The sequence below is a fragment of the Domibacillus indicus genome (assembly GCF_000970685.1).
Classification (GTDB): Bacteria; Bacillota; Bacilli; order Bacillales; family Domibacillaceae; genus Domibacillus; species Domibacillus indicus.
The window spans coordinates 80,755-98,046 of the sequence record NZ_LAJB01000011.1 but is presented as its reverse complement, the minus strand read 5'-3'; the positions used below and the strand labels follow the sequence as shown (position 1 = coordinate 98,046).

At 44.9% G+C, this 17,292-nt stretch carries 19 protein-coding genes; 12 read left to right on the top strand and 7 right to left on the bottom strand.

Going from position 1 to position 17,292, the window contains the following annotated elements; all coding sequences use genetic code 11:
* Positions 1-10: 10 nt before the first annotated feature.
* The 5 genes from moaA to VP98_RS13235 all read left to right on the top strand — a co-directional run bounded on the left by moaA (position 11) and on the right by VP98_RS13235 (position 3,774).
* Positions 11-1,027 (top strand): GTP 3',8-cyclase MoaA, encoded by a 1,017-nt coding sequence (gene moaA, locus VP98_RS13250; protein WP_046175864.1) that lies wholly within the window; start codon positions 11-13, stop codon positions 1,025-1,027.
* 100 nt (positions 1,028-1,127) lie between these two features.
* Positions 1,128-2,111, top strand: coding sequence for an aldo/keto reductase (locus VP98_RS13245; RefSeq protein WP_046175863.1), 984 nt, complete (start codon positions 1,128-1,130; stop codon positions 2,109-2,111).
* Between the two features lie 92 nt (positions 2,112-2,203).
* Complete coding sequence (locus VP98_RS13240) at positions 2,204-2,962, top strand: inositol monophosphatase family protein (protein WP_046175862.1); 759 nt, start codon at positions 2,204-2,206, stop codon at positions 2,960-2,962.
* Complete coding sequence (locus VP98_RS19450; RefSeq protein WP_156151392.1) at positions 2,959-3,105, top strand: HAD family hydrolase; 147 nt, start codon at positions 2,959-2,961, stop codon at positions 3,103-3,105. The genes VP98_RS13240 and VP98_RS19450 overlap by 4 nt, the downstream gene beginning before the upstream one ends.
* Before the next feature lie 24 nt (positions 3,106-3,129).
* Positions 3,130-3,774 carry an SDR family oxidoreductase gene (locus VP98_RS13235; protein ID WP_046175861.1) on the top strand — a complete coding sequence of 215 codons (645 nt, stop codon included), beginning with the start codon at positions 3,130-3,132 and terminating at the stop codon, positions 3,772-3,774.
* 44 nt (positions 3,775-3,818) lie between these two features.
* On the opposite strand, the gene VP98_RS13230 is transcribed toward VP98_RS13235, so the two are convergent.
* Complete coding sequence (locus VP98_RS13230) at positions 3,819-4,691, bottom strand: LysR family transcriptional regulator (protein WP_046175860.1); 873 nt, start codon at positions 4,689-4,691, stop codon at positions 3,819-3,821.
* A 121-nt stretch (positions 4,692-4,812) separates the two neighbouring features.
* On the opposite strand from VP98_RS13230, the gene VP98_RS13225 reads away from it, so the two are divergent.
* From VP98_RS13225 to VP98_RS13210, 4 genes are all read left to right on the top strand, one after another.
* On the top strand, positions 4,813-5,913 hold the full coding sequence (locus tag VP98_RS13225) for an AbrB family transcriptional regulator (protein WP_046175859.1): 1,101 nt from the start codon (positions 4,813-4,815) through the stop codon (positions 5,911-5,913).
* Positions 5,914-6,088: 175 nt separating this feature from the next.
* The gene (locus VP98_RS13220) at positions 6,089-6,805 is read left to right on the top strand and encodes a hypothetical protein (RefSeq protein ID WP_046175858.1); all 717 of its coding nucleotides are present in this window, start codon (positions 6,089-6,091) and stop codon (positions 6,803-6,805) included.
* 129 nt (positions 6,806-6,934) lie between these two features.
* Positions 6,935-8,023, top strand: coding sequence for a type III polyketide synthase (locus VP98_RS13215; RefSeq protein WP_046175936.1), 1,089 nt, complete (start codon positions 6,935-6,937; stop codon positions 8,021-8,023).
* Positions 8,020-8,544, top strand: coding sequence for an isoprenylcysteine carboxyl methyltransferase family protein (locus VP98_RS13210; protein WP_046175857.1), 525 nt, complete (start codon positions 8,020-8,022; stop codon positions 8,542-8,544). The genes VP98_RS13215 and VP98_RS13210 overlap by 4 nt, the downstream gene beginning before the upstream one ends.
* Before the next feature lie 12 nt (positions 8,545-8,556).
* On the opposite strand, the gene VP98_RS13205 is transcribed toward VP98_RS13210, so the two are convergent.
* The 4 genes from VP98_RS13205 to VP98_RS13190 all read right to left on the bottom strand — a co-directional run bounded on the left by VP98_RS13205 (position 8,557) and on the right by VP98_RS13190 (position 13,586).
* Positions 8,557-10,473 (bottom strand): DUF2207 domain-containing protein, encoded by a 1,917-nt coding sequence (locus VP98_RS13205; protein WP_046175856.1) that lies wholly within the window; start codon positions 10,471-10,473, stop codon positions 8,557-8,559.
* Positions 10,474-10,556: 83 nt separating this feature from the next.
* The gene (locus VP98_RS13200; RefSeq protein WP_046175855.1) at positions 10,557-11,258 is read right to left on the bottom strand and encodes an exonuclease domain-containing protein; all 702 of its coding nucleotides are present in this window, start codon (positions 11,256-11,258) and stop codon (positions 10,557-10,559) included.
* Positions 11,259-11,264: 6 nt separating this feature from the next.
* The gene (locus VP98_RS13195; protein ID WP_046175854.1) at positions 11,265-12,245 is read right to left on the bottom strand and encodes a DUF294 nucleotidyltransferase-like domain-containing protein; all 981 of its coding nucleotides are present in this window, start codon (positions 12,243-12,245) and stop codon (positions 11,265-11,267) included.
* Between the two features lie 66 nt (positions 12,246-12,311).
* The gene (locus VP98_RS13190) at positions 12,312-13,586 is read right to left on the bottom strand and encodes an ammonium transporter (RefSeq protein ID WP_046175853.1); all 1,275 of its coding nucleotides are present in this window, start codon (positions 13,584-13,586) and stop codon (positions 12,312-12,314) included.
* 337 nt (positions 13,587-13,923) lie between these two features.
* Here VP98_RS13190 and VP98_RS13185 point away from each other — a divergent pair, with 337 nt between their 5' ends.
* A complete protein-coding gene (locus tag VP98_RS13185; protein WP_046175852.1) occupies positions 13,924-14,664 on the top strand; it encodes a YwaF family protein in 741 nt (246 codons plus the stop codon).
* A gap of 547 nt (positions 14,665-15,211) precedes the next feature.
* Here the strand turns inward: VP98_RS13185 and VP98_RS13175 are convergent.
* Both VP98_RS13175 and VP98_RS13170 read right to left on the bottom strand, forming a co-directional pair.
* Positions 15,212-16,099 (bottom strand): DMT family transporter, encoded by an 888-nt coding sequence (locus tag VP98_RS13175; protein ID WP_046175850.1) that lies wholly within the window; start codon positions 16,097-16,099, stop codon positions 15,212-15,214.
* A complete protein-coding gene (locus VP98_RS13170) occupies positions 16,099-16,482 on the bottom strand; it encodes a VOC family protein (protein WP_046175849.1) in 384 nt (127 codons plus the stop codon). Before VP98_RS13170 ends, VP98_RS13175 begins: the two co-directional genes overlap by 1 nt.
* A 102-nt stretch (positions 16,483-16,584) precedes the next feature.
* On the opposite strand from VP98_RS13170, the gene crcB reads away from it, so the two are divergent.
* Together crcB and VP98_RS13160 are read left to right on the top strand one after the other, a co-directional pair.
* Positions 16,585-16,956, top strand: coding sequence for a fluoride efflux transporter CrcB (crcB, locus tag VP98_RS13165; RefSeq protein WP_046175848.1), 372 nt, complete (start codon positions 16,585-16,587; stop codon positions 16,954-16,956).
* Positions 16,953-17,273: a fluoride efflux transporter FluC gene (locus tag VP98_RS13160; RefSeq protein ID WP_046175847.1), complete on the top strand. Its 321-nt coding sequence runs from the start codon at positions 16,953-16,955 to the stop codon at positions 17,271-17,273. Before crcB ends, VP98_RS13160 begins: the two co-directional genes overlap by 4 nt.
* The last annotated feature ends 19 nt before the right edge of the window (positions 17,274-17,292 follow it).

Sequence of the window (17,292 nt, the reverse complement as noted above, 5' to 3'; positions counted from 1 at the left end):
TTGAAAAGGACTGAGCGCTTTGAACATAACCGATACTCTTCAGCGTCCATTGCGTGATCTGCGAATTTCCGTAACAGACAGATGCAACTTTCGCTGTACGTACTGTATGCCGAAAGAAATTTTTGGGGATGACTACGCGTTTATGCCAAAAAGCGAGCTGCTTTCATTCGAAGAAATAACTCGTCTTGCAAAGCTGTTTGTGGCATTTGGGGTAAAAAAAATTCGTTTGACCGGTGGAGAACCGCTTCTTCGGCGAGATCTGCCTGATCTGATTCGGATGCTGACGGCAATTGATGGTTTGGAGGATATTGGACTTACAACAAACGGGCTGCTTTTAAAGCAGTATGGAAATGCATTATATGAAGCGGGGCTGCGCCGGCTGAATGTGAGCCTGGATTCATTATCCAAAGAAACGTTTGGGAAAATGAACGGCCGCGGGCTTGGCCCGGAACGGATACTTGAAAATATTGACTATGCGAAGTCGATCGGCTTTCAAGTAAAAGTAAACATGGTGGTTCAAAAGGGAGTCAATGACCATGAAGTAGTCCCGATGGCCGCTTATTTTAAAGAACGGGGTATTACACTCCGATTTATTGAATTTATGGATGTCGGTACGGACAACGGCTGGAGCTTTAAACAGGTTGTCACGAAAAAGGAAATACTGGGTCTTCTTCAGGAAACTGAAGAACTTGAGCCGGCTGAAGCCCGGTATTTTGGAGAAGTGGCTGGCCGCTACCGCTATAAAAATGCTGATGCGGAAATTGGTTTTATCACTTCCGTTTCAGAATCCTTCTGTTCCTCCTGCACGCGGGCCAGAGTTTCATCAGAAGGGAAATTTTACACGTGCCTGTTTGCGACAGAAGGGTTTGATTTAAGAAGCATTCTCCGCTCCGGCGCGTCGGACGGAGAGCTGGCCCGGGCTGTCAGAGAAGTATGGGAAAGACGAAGCGATCGTTATTCAGACGAACGAACAGAGCAAACCGCGAAAAGCCGCAAAAAAATCGGTATGTCGTATATTGGCGGCTAATCTTGTATCAGGTCTCTATCTGAGGCCTGATACTTTTGTTTTCTTAGTTTATCGATTATACTTTCTTTGTGAATGCGTTTTCTTTAAGAGGAGGAATAAAATGAATTATCGTGAACTTGGCAATACGGGACTGAAAATTAGTGAGATCAGCTTTGGTACATGGGCTATTGGCGGCTCCTGGGGAGAAACAGCCGATGAAGAATCATTAAAAGCACTGGATTATGCAATTGGCCAGGGTGTGAATTTTTTTGACACAGCCGATGTTTACGGAGATGGGCACAGTGAGCAGCTGCTGGCAAAAGCAACAAAAGGAAAAGAAGATGAAGTTTACATAGCTACCAAGTTTTGCCGGCAGGGTGATATTGAGGCGCCGGAAACATATTCGTATGAACAAGTAAACAATTACTGCGAAGCCAGCTTAAAGCGGCTGGAGCGTGAACGAATTGATTTGTATCAAATTCACTGTCCGGCCACGCAGATTTTAAAAGACGGCGAAGTGTTTCACGTGCTTGACCGCCTGCAAAATGAAGGGAAAATTCGCCATTACGGGGTCAGTGTGGAAAGCGTGGAAGAAGGGCTGATCTGCCTGGAGCATTCCAATGTAAAAAGCCTGCAGGTGATTTTCAATATATTCCGCCAGAAGCCGGCGGAGGAGCTTTTTCGAAGAGCGAAGGAGCAGGGGGTTGGAATTATTGTCCGGCTTCCGCTTGCAAGCGGCCTGCTGACCGGCAAATTCAAGAAAACGGACACCTTTGCAGAAGATGACCACCGCAACTTTAATAATGACGGCAATGCTTTTAATGTTGGTGAGACTTTTGCCGGCCTGGGCTTTCAAAAAGGAGTCGAGCTTGCGGATGAGTTAAAATGGGTTGCCGAGGGGCGCGGCTCCATGGCGGAAGCGTCGCTGCGCTGGATTTTAGATCATCCGGAAGTAACCTGTATCATTCCTGGCTTTAAGAATACAAAACAGGTTGAACAAAACTTAAATGCACTTAATACACCTTCTTTTACAGAAGATGAACAAAAGCGCATTCAATCATTTTACGAAAAGAACGTTAAGCAGCATATCCGCGGTGTTTATTAAAGGGAGCCGGCCCTCTGGTGCATTGAAGCGCTGGGGAGCCGGCCCTTTTTTTGATATGATGGTGTTATACATATAATGATGGGAGAGATTCGATGCACAACGAATACTTAACGTTTGCGATTGAGCTTGGCAGGGAAGCAGGTGCTTTTTTGCTGCCGTATGCTGGAAAAGCAGGAAACCAGACAATGAAGGCAGCGAAGGATTTTGTCACAGAGATGGATGTGAAGGTAGAAGCGCTCATTATTGAACGTATTCAGGTCAAGTATCCAAAGCATCGTATTTTCAGCGAAGAAGCGGGCACAATTGAAGCAGACAGTGACTATGAATGGGTTATTGATCCGATTGACGGCACGATTAATTACAGCATCGGCGTGCCGCAATACGGCGTTTCCATCGCGCTTACATACAAAGGAGAGCCGGTTGTGGGAGTTATTGATCTGCCTGGATTAAATGAAACATACTGGGCGTCAAAGGAAGGCGGCTCCTTCAGGAATGGCGAGCCGGTTCATGTCCGGGATGTTCCTTTATCCGAATCCTTTATTTCGCACAGCGATTTTGCCAAAGATGGCAATAAAGAAGCGAATGCACAGCGGCTGGAGCTGCTGGCGAAAATCGTTAATGATGTATACCGGGTCCGGATTATTGGAACAGCGGCTGTTACGCTGGCTTATATTGCAGCCGGAAAATGGGATGCGGCGCTTTACATGAACCCGGCCTTTTACGATATCGCTGCAGGGCAGCTTCTCGTTACTGAAGCAGGCGGGGTAATGGCCGAGGCGGGACCGTATATGATGTTTGGGCAAAAGCAGGCAGCGGATGGGCTTTCGGCTCTGCTCGATGAAACGCTATGAAACTGATTGCCATCGATATGGACGGAACGCTTCTAAACAGCAAGAACAAAATTTCCCCTGAGAATATACAGGTATCAAATCGGGTTCACAAGTCGTCTTGTTTGATTCAAGAAATCATTTTTGAAATAATGAGCAGGAAATGATTTGGAAAGAGGTGCTCATTTACAATGAAGGTTTTAGTAGTCGGAGCGAACGGACAAATCGGACAAAAACTTATTGAGCTTTTGCAGGAGAGCGACAAACATGAAGCGCGTGCTATGGTGCGGAAGCAAGAGCAGGCAGAGGCATTTAAAGAGAGAGGCGTTGAAACGGTAATTGCCAATCTTGAGGGGAGTGTTGATGAACTGGCAGGTGCGGTGCGCGGCTGTGATGCCGTTGTTTTTACTGCCGGCTCCGGAGGCCACACCGGTCTGGACAAAACGCTTCTCATTGACCTGGATGGAGCCGTGAAAACGGTAGAAGCTGCAGAAAAAGTCGGCGTAAAACGGTTTATCATGGTCAGCGCACTGCAGGCGAACAACCGTGAAAACTGGAGCGATCAAATTCGCCCTTATTATGCGGCAAAGCATTATGCGGACCGGGCTGTTGAACAAAGCTCTTTAATCTATACCATTGTCCGGCCGGGCGGATTAGTAAATGAGCCGGGAACCGGAAAAGTAAAAGCGGGTGAGCAGCTTGAACGCGGATCAATCCCACGCGAGGATGTTGCTTCGGTTATTTTCCGCGTGCTGGGAGAAGCCCATACCTTTAACCGTTCATTTGATCTGGTGTCCGGGGAACAATCTATTGGCGAAGCGTTGAAAAGTATTTAATATGAAAACATCCTTTCCATTGGCGGAAAGGATGTTTTGTATGCTTAATGAATGTTCTTTAAATCAATTCGTTCAATAAATTCAACAAATGCTTTGACGATGTTTAGCTGAAGCGACTCTTCGTGAAAAAACATCCAGCTTTTCCGGATAATTGGCTTGCCGGTTTTATCTGTTAATTCAATTTTATGAAGCCCCTCCAAGTCCTCTAAAATCATGCTTGGCAGGATCGCATACCCAAGTCCGTTCGCCACCATGTTTTTACAGGTTCCGGCTTTATCGACATCGATACTGATGAGCGGGGGTTTTGCATAATTTTCGGCCCACCAGTGATCCACCACCATTTTTAAGTTCTGATCAGTGCGGTAATCAATCCGCGGCATGTCAGGCAAATGAGTCAAGTCAATCTCCTGCTTTGAGGCGATGCAGATCGTTTCCTCGAAAAGAAGCCTTTTCTGGTCTTTCCAGCCGTAATCTCCTTTTACAAATCCGACATGAACATCCTGGTTATAAATTAAATGTGTAATGTGGCTGCTCCATTCGGTTGTTACTTTAAATTCAACGTTCGGATATTCTTCCTTAAAAAGCTTTAAAATACCGGGAAGCTTATAATCGGTAAAAAAAGTAGAAACGCCGAGCCGGAGTGTTCCAGTCATGGTATTTTCCATATTTAAAACGTTTTCCTTAATTCGCTGCATTCGGTGAATCATATCATCAGCACATCTGGCCAGGTATTCTCCCTGAGGGGTAAACTGGATGCCCCGTCTGCCCCGTGTAACAATTTGAACCCCGAACTCTTCTTCCATTTGCTTTAACCGGTTTGTTAAAGCTGGCTGTGAAATATACAAAACCTGAGCGGCATGAGTAATATTTTTGTGTTCGTAAAGCGTTTGCAAAACAAGCCAGTTTTTTTTGTCCAAGTGCTAACCTTCCCTTCAGGTATAATGAAAATTTATCGTTAATCATATTAAAACAATATTTTATTTATCTCTTATTATATATTATAGTAAGTTGTACAGGAAACAGAAAGAAGGAATACAAATGAAAGAAACAAAATGGCTGTTTATTGCAATAAGTGCAATCGGCGGCTTGCTGCTTTCCTTAACAGGCCTGTCTATCGGGTGGATGCTCGGAACGCTGCTGGCCGCTATGCTTTTGTCTTTTGCAAAGCCGGGTTTTGTAGGGGAGAAAGGAATCCCGAAATACTGGCTCTACACTGGGCAAAGCATTCTGGGTATTGAACTCGGACAAAAAATAAACTTATCGGTTCTTGCCGTTTTTCAAAAAGATTGGGCAGTTATTATCATTATGCTGCTTCTGTCGATCGTTTTTTCACTTGTCTCTGGTTTCATTTTATGGAAGTTTAGCCAAACGGATATGCTGACAAGCTTTTTCAGCACAGCGCCGGGCGGCCTGTCCGCTATGCCGGGTATTGCTGAAGAAGTCGGTGCCAATACAGCAGTTGTCAGCATTTTGCAGACGATGCGTGTATTTCTTGTTATTTTTATTATTCCGATTGTGGTTTCTGCTCTTGTTTTTCATCCATCGGCTGTTCCTGCAGAGCAGGCTGCCGCGACGGCATTCGAATGGAGCGGGCTTATATGGACCGCCGTTCTTTCTGTTACGGCATATGCCGGTTATCATGTCGGAAAGAAATTGAAGTTTCCAGCACCATGGCTGCTTGGCAGTATGCTGTTAACGGCCATTGTACAGTCAGGAACTTCGGCCGCTGCCGGTTATGATGTCACACCGTACTGGCCGCATGAAGTGATGATCCTTTCCCAGGTTGTGATTGCTGCATCAATCGGTTCCCGGTTCCGTAAAGAAATGTTTACCGGGCTGAAAAAAACAATTTTAATTGCGTTTATTAGCACCGCATTATTTATTGCAGCGATGTTTGCCTGCGCCTTTATTGTCTCGAAAGCAACAGGAATTGCTTTTATGACAGCAGCGCTTGCTTTTGCGCCGGGAGGAGTAGCGGAAATGGCCACTACTGCAGTTGTTCTTCAAGCAGATGCAACATTTGTGGTAGCTGTTCAAGTATTGCGGATCATCGTGGTCATTTTAGTAATGCCGCCAATTTTTAGATTGCTGCATGCATGGGAGGCAAGAAAAGAAGTTCATTCTCATGCATCTGTTTAAACATGGCGAATTAGCTTTTATGTAAAGAAAAATCAGTCTCGCAAATGATAAAATGCGTGTCTACACTCCCAAACTACTCTGTCTGCTTTAGCGGGCAGAGTTTTTTGATAAGAAGCGTTTAAATCATTTTTCTGGTGGGAAACTAACTCCTTGTTGATGAAAGGAAGGGAGTTTTATGGCTGTTCTTAGCTTCTTTTTTGCGATTGGCTTTGCGGTCATTCATTTTTCGGCAAAGTATATGAAATTTATTAAGCGTGTTCCGCGGAGCCGTTTTTTTTCGTTTGCAGGCGGCGCAGCTGTTTCGTATGTATTTGTCCATCTTCTGCCGGAGCTGCATACTCATCAGGAAGTGTTAGAAAAAACAAAAAGCAACTTACTGCAATTTATTGAAAACCATGCTTATTTTGTGGCGCTGTTGGGGATTTCCTTTTTTTACGGACTTGAAAATGCGGTAACAAGAAAAACAAAAGAAAGACGGACGCACGCGGGCTCCGGTATTTTTTGGATTCATATCGGCGTTTTTTTCTTTTACAATATGCTGATCGGTTATTTGCTTATACAGGAAAAATTCAATCATGCAAGAGAGATGGTATTTTATTTTTTGGCTCTTTCTGTGCACTTTTTAACGATAGATCAAAGCATGAGGGAGACACACCAGCAGACTTATGACAAATATGGACGCTGGATTCTCGCAGTTGCGGTGCTGATCGGCTGGGGCGTAGGCCTCTTTACACAGCTCCAGGAAATGCTCGTTTCCGCCCTGGTAGCTTTTTTATCCGGGGCGCTTATCTTAAATGTGTTAAAAGAAGAACTTCCTGAAGAGCGGGACAGCAGCTTTGCTGCTTTTGCAGCGGGAACGGCTGCGTACTCCATTTTACTTTTAAACGTATAAAAAACTTCAGGACGCTGCCTCCTGAAGTTCTTTATTTGCCGCTGTGAGAAATAATGGAAATTACGTTTGAAGAACGGTATAAAGAGAAAAGAAGAGGGAAGAGTAAAAAAAAAGAAAAGTGGGATGAATATGCCGAGTATTGTATCCGTTAGTACCTTTCACCCTCCGAATATCATTAAACAGAATCAAACGGCTGAGTTTGCCAGGGAATTATTTAAAGACCATTTTCGGGATATTGAGCGGCTTTTAGCTGTTTTTCAAAATGGACAGATTCAAAAGCGTCATTTTGCTATGCCGTTAGAGTGGTTCGAAAGAGACCACAGCCTGCAGGAACGGAATGATTTGTATATAGAGAAGGCTGTTGAATATGGAGTGGAAGCTGTCAAAAGATGCCTTGAAGACGAGCGCTTTTTAAACCAGCCGCAGCCAGCAGGTGAAATTGACGCCATTTTTTTTATTTCAAGCTCGGGTATGGCGACACCGAGTATTGAAGCGAGAATTATGAATCGTCTCCCCTTTTCCGACTATACAAAACGGATTCCGGTTTGGGGGCTCGGGTGCGCCGGAGGGGCTGCTGGCATCAGCAGGGCTTATGAGTATTGCCTGGCGTTTCCGAAAGCGAAAGTCCTGGTTTTATCGGTTGAATTATGCAGCTTAACATTTCAGCGCAATGACCGATCTAAAAGCAATTTAGTGGGAACTTCTTTATTTGCCGATGGAGCTGCCTGTGTGTTAATGGCTGGTGACCAGGCAGAAGCGGATACAAAAAAACTTGTCCCCTCCGTTTTAAAAGCGGAATCAAAGCTGCTTCCAAATTCAGAAGAGGTAATGGGCTGGGATATAAAAAACAATGGTCTTCATGTTGTTTTTTCTCGCGATATTCCTATGATTATTCGTGACTGGCTTGGTGATTTCGTAAATGACTTTTTAGCTGAGCAGCAGCTTTCTATGAAAGACGTTGCTCATTTTGTCGCCCACCCGGGGGGCAAAAAAGTACTGGATGCTTATGAGGATACGCTTCAGCTTCCGGGCGAAAAAACGGCACATTCCCGTGCTATTCTGTCCGCATTTGGCAATATGTCTTCGCCGACCGTTTTGTATGTGCTTGAACGGTTTATGCGTGATGAAGTAAAAAACGGGGATTATGGCTTAATGGCAGCACTGGGGCCGGGTTTTTCGGGAGAACTTGTGCTGCTGCAATGGAGGGAAGAAGGATGAACTCCATTTTTTTGATGTTTATTTCATTTTTATGTGCCCAGCGGCTTTTGGAATTAGTAATCGCCAGGCGGAATGAAAAGTGGATGATCAGCCAGGGAGGATATGAAGCGGGAGCGCGCCATTACCCCTTTATGGTCGCTCTTCATGTTAGTTTTTTTGCCAGCCTAATAGCGGAAGTGGTTTTGCTGGGAAAATCAATCAGTCTGGCGTGGCCTGTATGGCTTGTTTTGTTTTTGCTGGCTCAGCTTGGAAGGGTATGGACGCTTCGTTCGCTTGGCCCTTTTTGGAACACAAAGATTATAGTGCTCCCGGGGGCGAAGATAGTAAAAAAGGGACCGTACCGGTGGGTTCGCCATCCCAATTATATTATTGTTACGATGGAATTAATCATTATTCCGCTTTTATTCCAGGCGTATTATACAGCGCTGATTTTTACTTTTCTTAATGCCTTAATGCTTGCTGTGCGAATTGGAGCAGAAGAACAAGCACTTATAGAGGCTACTGATTTTAAAAAAGGATAAATGCGGGGCCTGTTAATCGGCCCCGGCACCACCGCCGCCATCCCCGCCGCTTCCACCGCCGCCATCCCCGCCGCTTCCGCCGCTGTCGCTTGAAAAGCTGTGGCTTCCCCAATTATTTTTGGAGGAAGAAGAATATCGGGGAGGTGCGCTCCACCTCCAAGTGCGCGCGACATAGCGGATCGGCTCCTGGTCCGTTAGTATCAAATAAGCAAGAGGAGCTGTAGCAGCCATCGCCGGTGCGGTGGTTGTTTTTGCGTCGGGACGTTCGGCTTTCAGTAAAAGAGAGCGGATCATCCATTTTTCTAAATCCCTTTCTGATGCTAATTCCTGTTTTTTGAAGTTTTTAATAGCTGATTTGATGGCGGCAGCTTCACTGGAAAGCAAAAAGCGCGGCATCAAAGTATAAAGCAGTGCATTCAGCAAAATAAATACAAAAAGCCAGTCTGCTGTATTCATATCATACAGCATCGTCACGGCAAAGAGAGAGACGATGTAAAAAAGAAAGGCGGGCCAGCGTTTTTTTGGCTTGCGCCAGATGGCAAGCAGAAGAACAGCGCTTATCGTGCCGTAAACGATGCTTGTTGAAACGGCAAGGGAGTCGGCTTTATATGCGTATAAAATAAAAGTAAACACGCTAAACAGCATCAATTTTTTCAAAAGAGAAGGAATAAAAGCGCTGAAAAAGCCTTGGTTTTTCATTTCTTCCATAGCGCATTCTACCCACTCCTGCTGCCGCTCCTGATAATAACGCACTTTGCTGTGAAAATTGCGGCCAGTCTTTGATTCTTTCTCGCGCTTTGTTGAACCGGCCAGACTCTGGATCGTAAACACAGACTGGTTTTTAAAAAGCAGCTCGATCAGTTTTTGATCGCATGAAGCGGCTGTCTCGCGGCTGTTTAACCTGAAACGAAGTGTTTCATCCGGTGCATCAGGGTCTTTTTTAAATCGCCCGCCTGACTGAATAGTCTGTACAGAAGCTATTCCTTTCTCTACAAGTGAATAGAGGCCCGCTAAAAAAGCGTATTCATCTGCTTTTCCATTCCGGTCAATCATATACAAATAAAGAGGGTCATGATCCAGCAGAGAAGAAAAGGTGCCCGGGCTCCGGCCCCGGAAGCGAAGCAAAAAAACAGCGAGAATGCCCGCGATTGAAGTGGCTGACAGTACTTTTAAAATGGTTGTCAGCTGCTGCTTTTGGTCCTCTTTTTTGTAAAAAGCCTGCGCTAACATGTTTTCTTCTTCTACTGTTTCCGTCAAAGTGGCCGGAGCGGCTGACTTTTCTGTCATTTTCATGATGGAAGACGGAAAGAGAACGCGCACTTCTGTTAAAGAATAAAGCGGGGATTCCGGTGTTTCAAAACGCACTACTTCCTCGCCTTTTTCTTCGACTGATCCAAACCGGTCATGCATAAATGCGTAATATTGAGAAGGCTGGATTGGCTCAGGAAAAACAACATCAATGGTAACATTTTGAATCGTCTCATCATGATTTTCATCTGTGCCGAAAAAAGGAATCGTCAAATCGCTGTAAGTATCGTAAGAACGGACAGCGTTAAGAAGTTCATATGTAAACAAAACCGACCTTGTTTCGTTCTCGGAAGGAAGATCAACGCGGTATGTACTCCCGTCCTGTGTGGCTGTCAATGGCTGTAGATCTTCTTGTTGAACAAAGCCGGGTTCTGCCGATGCATTTTTTAGTTCATATGCTGTAAAGTTCTGTATGCCCTCGTGCCCATCTGTGTGGATAGAGCGTATAACGTGATTGTATTTTCCATCAAATGTATAATGAAAAATTTCATTTATAACAACGTTGCCACTGGGCTTAATCCAGGTGCGAATCTGTGCTTCGTCGATATGATAGGACCTGGCCATAACGGGCGTGGCAAATACAAAAAGAAAAAGAAAGAAAAATATCAATTGTTTTTTCATTGCTGCAGCCTCCTTTCTTTTTCGTACGGATGAGAAAAAGAAAAGATTCAGAAAAAAGGAAAATAATACAAAAGACCCGCCGCTTATCGAATAGCAGCGAGTCTTTCGTAAACCTGGGACAAAGTGGTTACACCTATTTTTTGCAGCTTTTCCACATATACAGCCCAGAGAGCTGCGGTAAGCCGTGCATCGCCAAGTGCGTGGTGGCGCCCGGTAATGGGAATCTGGTTATGTTCACAGCAGTCCTCAAGGCGGACATAGGGATTGTCCGGTTCAGCAATTCTATACATAAATGACGTATCGATCAGTCGGTGTGAAAATGAAGTGCGGAAATATTTCCGGCTTGCATAAGTCATAAATGCTTTTTCGTGGCTGGCATGATGAGCGACGAGCGGGGAAGCGCCGCTGAATTTAAAAAATTGCTCCAGTGCTTCAGCGGGCTCCGGGGCATTTAGCAGCTCTGATTCCTCCAGGCCGGTCAGCTCTTTCACAGGAGCCGGTATGTCCCTCGTGAAGCGGACAAGTGAATAAAATTCATCTTCAACTTGATGCCCTGTTGCCTTAACAGCGCCAATCGATAAAATCTGATCTCCTTTTTCGGGATGGAATCCTGTTGTTTCAAGATCGAACACAATCACCTGCAGTTCGTCAAGCGGAATCGAGGTAGTTTGTTTTGTTTTCAAGTCCCTTTGAAGGCTGCGCATAAATGCCATGTCCTGACGGCCGCCCTGAAGCCCCGTGAAGCGATTGCCGCTCAAATTTTTCATAAAATCATTAAAACCCATTATGCATCATCCTTTTACTATAAATCGCTGTACATAATGATGAAGAGATTCCGCCATTTTTAAAATATGGCGCAGTTCCCGCTTGCGCACCGGTCCGAGTGAATCGATATTTACATAATGAGAGCTGTCATAATCCGGTGCGTTTTTTAATGCCCGGAGCCTGAAGTCAAGCAGTGTCCGGAACGCTTCTTCGTATTCTTCCATACGGCTTCTATAAATCGGCAGGCGCTTTAATGCTTTCATGCGTGTTAATGTTGACGAAGGCTCAATCCCTTCTTTCATCGCCAGCACCCGGATAGCATTAACGTATGGGAGAAAAGCGGACTGTTTTAAATTCAGTGATCCTGCGTGAGGGCCATTCTGTTCGGTGAAAATCTGGCCGAACAAGCCCACGGACTTTTTCATAAATTGAATGTTTTCAAAAAAACGTTTTAATTTATGCGGGTCCTGTTTAAAAGCGGAGGTTATCTGCTTTTTAAAAGCAGGAACAGAGTCCTTTTCGCCACATAGCACACGGGCATCGCAAATCATATGAAGAGAGCGGATTGTGTCAAGTGTGTCTGTCTCGATCCATAAAGCGATCTGCTCTGCCCAGCTTTTTGCCGAGCGGCACCAGACAGGGTTGGAGCTCATAACCTTTCCTTCGCAATACGGATAGCCCGCTTCATGTAAGCCGTCTGAAAATGTTTTGCCCAGCCCGAGAAAATAGCTGGCTGCTTCATCTGTGTCCTGTTCAAACACGATGCCGTGATCCTGGTCGCTGATTGTTCCCTGTTCAAAGCGTCCGGCGCTGCCGAGTAAAAACAAAGAATAGGGGCAGGGAGGAGAACCGTACTGATTTACATGAACTTGAAGAGAGATAGTAAACACCTGCTTCATGATACCGTCATGAAAGGCATTCAACTGCTGAGTTGAGTGGAGGTGCCGGTCGATGGTTTTGTTTTTTTCATGGCGGATATCCGCATAGGTCTGCTCTTGTGTTGTCATCGGTATTCACACTTCCTTTTTAAACTAATAATACGCAAAGCGAAGGCGCTTTGCGTATTATTAAAATTATTTTCCTGCTGCTTTTGAGCGGCTGTGAGTATCTGTAAATACTTCTGGATAACCGTACGTGCCGTGTTCGCTGATATCAAGACCCATAATCTCTTCTTCTTCAGAAACACGAAGCCCGCCAAGAAGCTTTTTGATGACGAACAGAATGGCGAATGATATGATGAACGCAAAGGCGCCGCTGACGAATACGCCCATTGCCTGAACACCGAGCTGTCCGAACCCGCCGCCGTAGAAAAGTCCAGGCTGTCCGACTGATGCGAGCTCAGGTGTTGCGAAGAATCCGGTAGACAACGTGCCCCAGATACCAGGAATGCCGTGAACAGAAAGGGCGAAGATAGGATCGTCAATCCCCATTTTTTCCATCCATTTTGCGCCGTAGAATACAAGAACCCCGGCGATTAAGCCAATGACAACAGCTGCCCACGTATCAACAAAAGCACAAGAAGCAGTAATCGCTACAAGTCCGGCCAGTGCACCGTTTAAAATAGTCGGAATATCTGATTTGCCAAGAACAACCCATGAGATGATTAAGGCGGCAACAGCACCGGCGCCAGCTGCCAGCTGTGTATTTAAGGCAACAAATCCGAAGAATCCTTCATCGACAGCTACAGTGCTTCCTGCGTTAAACCCGAACCAGCCTACCCAGAGAATCAATACGCCAAGAGATGTGAAAACCTGGTTGTGGCCGTGGATGGCATTAGCGGAGCCGTCTTTATTGAAGCGGCCGATACGGGGTTTGAGCAAAATTGTTGCGGCAAGAGCAGCCATCGCACCAGTTAAATGAACAACGGTGGAACCTGCAAAGTCCTGTTTGCCATGTTCTGCAAGCCAGCCGCCGCCCCAGATCCAGTGTGCCACAACCGGGTAAACAATGGCTGAGAAAAGAATGGTAAACAAAACGTATACAGATAACTTTGCACGTTCCGCGAAGCCGCCCAGGGCGATTGTAATCGCGATCCCTGCGAACGCCAGCTGGAATACGAAGAATACAGTAGAAGAAAGTCCTAAATCCAGGTTAGCGCCAGAGTAGAAAAAGTTCGACATCCCAACGAAAAAGTTTGGGTTATCACCAAAAATGAAAGCAAATCCGACAGCCCAGAAAACGAGAGAAGCAAGCCCGAAGGTGAAAGCTGTTTTCCCGGCGATATGGCCGGCGTTTTTCATGCGTGTTGATCCAGCCTCAAGCATAATAAATCCGGCAATCATGAAAATAACTAAAATAGCACTAACCATGACCCAGAGGCTGTTCATCAAATACAACATATCTTCCATGTGTAAACCCTCCCGAATGTTATTTTTGATAACTTTTAATGTTATGTTTTATAACATGTACTTATATTATGCGGAAAAATAAGATTCGTCAATAGCTTTTTATGGATTTTTTAAATTTATGTAATAAAAAATGACACAAGGAGAATCGGATAATTTATCAAGAAAATTCTATGACGTACGGTATATAAACAATTAAGATGTTTAGTCCTGTATCTAAAGACTTATCATGTTGAGTAACATTTTTTCATAGGAATAAAGATAAAGAGAGGTTCAGGGAATAGAAAAAAAGGATATAATTGGATTGGATATGATACACTGGAAAAAAGGGGGCAGGGATATGGGCTGGTTTGGCGGAAGCTATCAAGAATATGACTTCAATATGTTTTCAGGAAGCCATTTTACTGTAGTGGCACTTGTTTTCGCAGCGATTATTGGATTATATGCCTCTCGCCGCCATTTGGGCAGATATATTGGAAGAAAAGCTGAAATTGGCACAGCTTTTTTCTTACTGCTTATCGAAGCTTTTTATCATGTCTGGATGATGACAACCGACAGCTGGAAGATCAAGCATGCAATTCCTCTTGAGCTGTGCAGCATCAGCTTATTTTTAGCTGTGCTTCTTTTGCTGACCCAAAAGAAAATGATTTATGAAATTTTAGTATTTACCGGGCTGCTTGGCGCATCACAAGCATTGCTGACGCCATATTTAAATTTTGATTTCCCGCATTTTCGCTTTTTTCACTTTTTTATTGTACATGCGTTTTTAATGCTGGTTCCTCTTTATTTTACCTGGGTAAAAGGATTCAGGCCGACTCTTGTTTCTGTTGCAAAAACAATGGTCTTTTTAAATCTATTGATCCCGTTTATAATGGGGATCAATAAATGGACAGGCGGAAATTATCTTTATTTAAGCCATAAACCGAACAGCGCCAGCCTGCTTGATGTACTGGGGCCGTATCCGTGGTACATTCTGTCTCTTGAAGGGATGGCACTTATACTAAGTTTGTTTATCTGGCTGCTGCTTGGAGAAAAGGAAGCCAGGCCGTTAATAGAAAAGCCATTTCGGCGCCGGGCATAAGGGAGCGGAATCGCTATGATCCGCTTCTTTCATGTTGTTGAAAAAAGAGATTGTTAGTCGAAATAATGTAATAAGAGTACAGCCATTCTCCGAACAATAGAAGTGGAATAAGCTTTTCTTTCGCTGTTTCCGATCACACATTTCTTTTAAAAGCAGCGTAATGGGCTGCGGGCTGGCGGCTGCGCTTTCCGGCAGGGCGAACGCTGAACCAGCCACCGCTTCGCGCTGTCTGTTTCGTCCTGCAGGAGTCTTCGCGCCGGCCCTCCGCTCATTCCGTTTCAGGAAAAAACAGCTATAAATGAATAATAGAGTTCTCTTTCTTTGACGGAAGATGAAAAACAAATTCTGCTGTTTTTCCTCCGCGCCTGCCGCCATTTCTTTCCTGGATCAAGCGCTGTTATTCTGCGCTTTTTAAAAAAGGATTGTACTATCGTTTGTTTCGCTTCATAAATGACCGATTTATGAATTTTTTGTCCGAAATTCTTTCGAAACGAATGAAACGCTGTTGACAAGTTTGTTTTTTAACAATATGAAAAGAGCGGAATCGCTATGATCCGCTCTTTTCTTTTGCCCGTACAGATCTTTGGTTTGCAAGGAAGAAAAAAACACCAACTAAAACAAGGATACCTCCCGCGGCCTGCCAGCCGGTCAGACGCTCTCCCAATAATAGAACAGCCAAAAGAGTGGCGCCGACCGGCTCGCCGAGAATGCTCATTGAAATGGTCGTCGCATTCACGTAGTTCATCAGCCAATTGTTAATGACATGGGAAATTGTCGGCACGATAGCAAGCAGCAGAAAAATCCCCCATTCGTGAGCGCTGTAGCCAGTCATCTCAACGGTCGCTGCCAGGTTATACAGGAATAGAAAAAGTGCCGCAAATGCAAAAACACAAAAGCTGTAAATCCAATGTGAAACTTTTCGGACAGCCTGCTGGCCGATCAGTAAATACCCAACCACGGCAATAACACTCAAAAAGGAAAGAAGGTCACCGAGGAGCGCTTCTTTGTCCGAACCAAAATCTCCCCAGCCAATCATGACTCCGCCGATAATGGCAATCCCCATTGTGATCAGGGCAGCCGGTGCTGTTCGCTCTTTAAACAGCAAAAAGCCGCCTGCGAGCGAGACGAGCGGCTGCAAAGCCAGAATAATGGTTGAGCTGGCCACGGTCGTCAGCTTCAGCGATCCAAACCAGAGAACGAAATGAAAGGAAAGGAACAGTCCGGAAAAAACCAAAAAAACCCAATCCCTTTTTTTAATATACTTGAATTCTCTTTTCTTCTTCCAAACAATTGGTGTCAAAAAAAGGCTGGCAAGCAGCATTCGGTACATGCTGAGAATAGAAGCGGGCGCATCTGACCATTTCACAAAGATGGCTGAGAAAGAAATAGCGACGATGGAAATGAACAAAGGCAGCCCGATAGAACGTTTTTCCATTATTTTTCGAACAATTCAATCCATTCGCCGTCCGGTCCGTAAAAGAAAATATACCGGGAGCCGTTCGGGAGGGTTGTAATCGACTCATCGACAAATGGTACCTTGTGTTCTTTTATGCGCGCAATTTCTTCTTCAATATTATCGACAGTAAAAGCGATATGGTGCACTTTTCCTTCCGCTGGCAAGGCCGGATTGTATCCTTCAATTAATTCAATCAACGTTTCATCTGTCTGCCGGAACCCGAGAAAAGCAATTTTCAGGTTTGGATCGGGATGGCCCTGTTTTTCAAGTAAATCGAGCCCAATAACCTTGGTGTAAAAATCAATTGCTGCATCCAGGCTTTTCACCTGAATACCTACATGCTCAAGCTTTGAAATCGTCATATGTATTCCTCCTTTTCCTTTATTATCGCCGCACCTTGACAAAGTTGCCAGCAAAAATAATGATAAAAGAGATTATCCTCGAAACAGAAGGAAGGGTTTTGATTGATCTACATATTGGTTGGAGCAGGGGGAATGGCGGGTGCGCTTTTACGGTACATTGTTTCTATTGCAATAGCCGCCTGGTGGGACGGCTCATTTCCACTCGCAACTCTTGCGGTAAACTATATTGGCTGCTTTTTTCTGCCGCTTTTAACCCTGCGATTAAAAAGCAGGCTTTCTGTGCCGGTGCAAAAAGCAGTAACAACAGGTATCATTGGTTCATTTACTACATTTTCTACCTTCAGCGTTGAAACGGTCTCACTATGGGAAACCGGCCAGGCTGCGGCGGCTCTCGGCTATGTACTGTTAAGTATTGTGGGAGGCCTTTTTTTTACCCGCCTTGGTTTTAAGAAAGGAGAACGGTTATCAATATGATCTTTGCAGCAATCGGCGGTTTTTTTGGCGCTATCACCCGTTTTTGGATAAGCGGCCTGTTCAATAAAGCTGCTTTTCCATTTGGCACTCTTTTTGTTAACCTTGCCGGTGCTTTTTTGCTTGGGCTTTTGATTGAAAGGGGGATAAGAGAAAGCAGCCTTTTATTATGGGGTACCGGCTTTCTTGGTGCGTTTACGACTTTTTCCACCTGGATGTTTGAAATACACGAAATGAGTGCAAAAAAGGCGGCTTTTTATGCTGTTCTTACATGTCTGCCAGGCTTTTTCGGTGCGTGGCTTGGTATGCGAGTCGTTTAAAAGGAAATGTCTGTCGAGG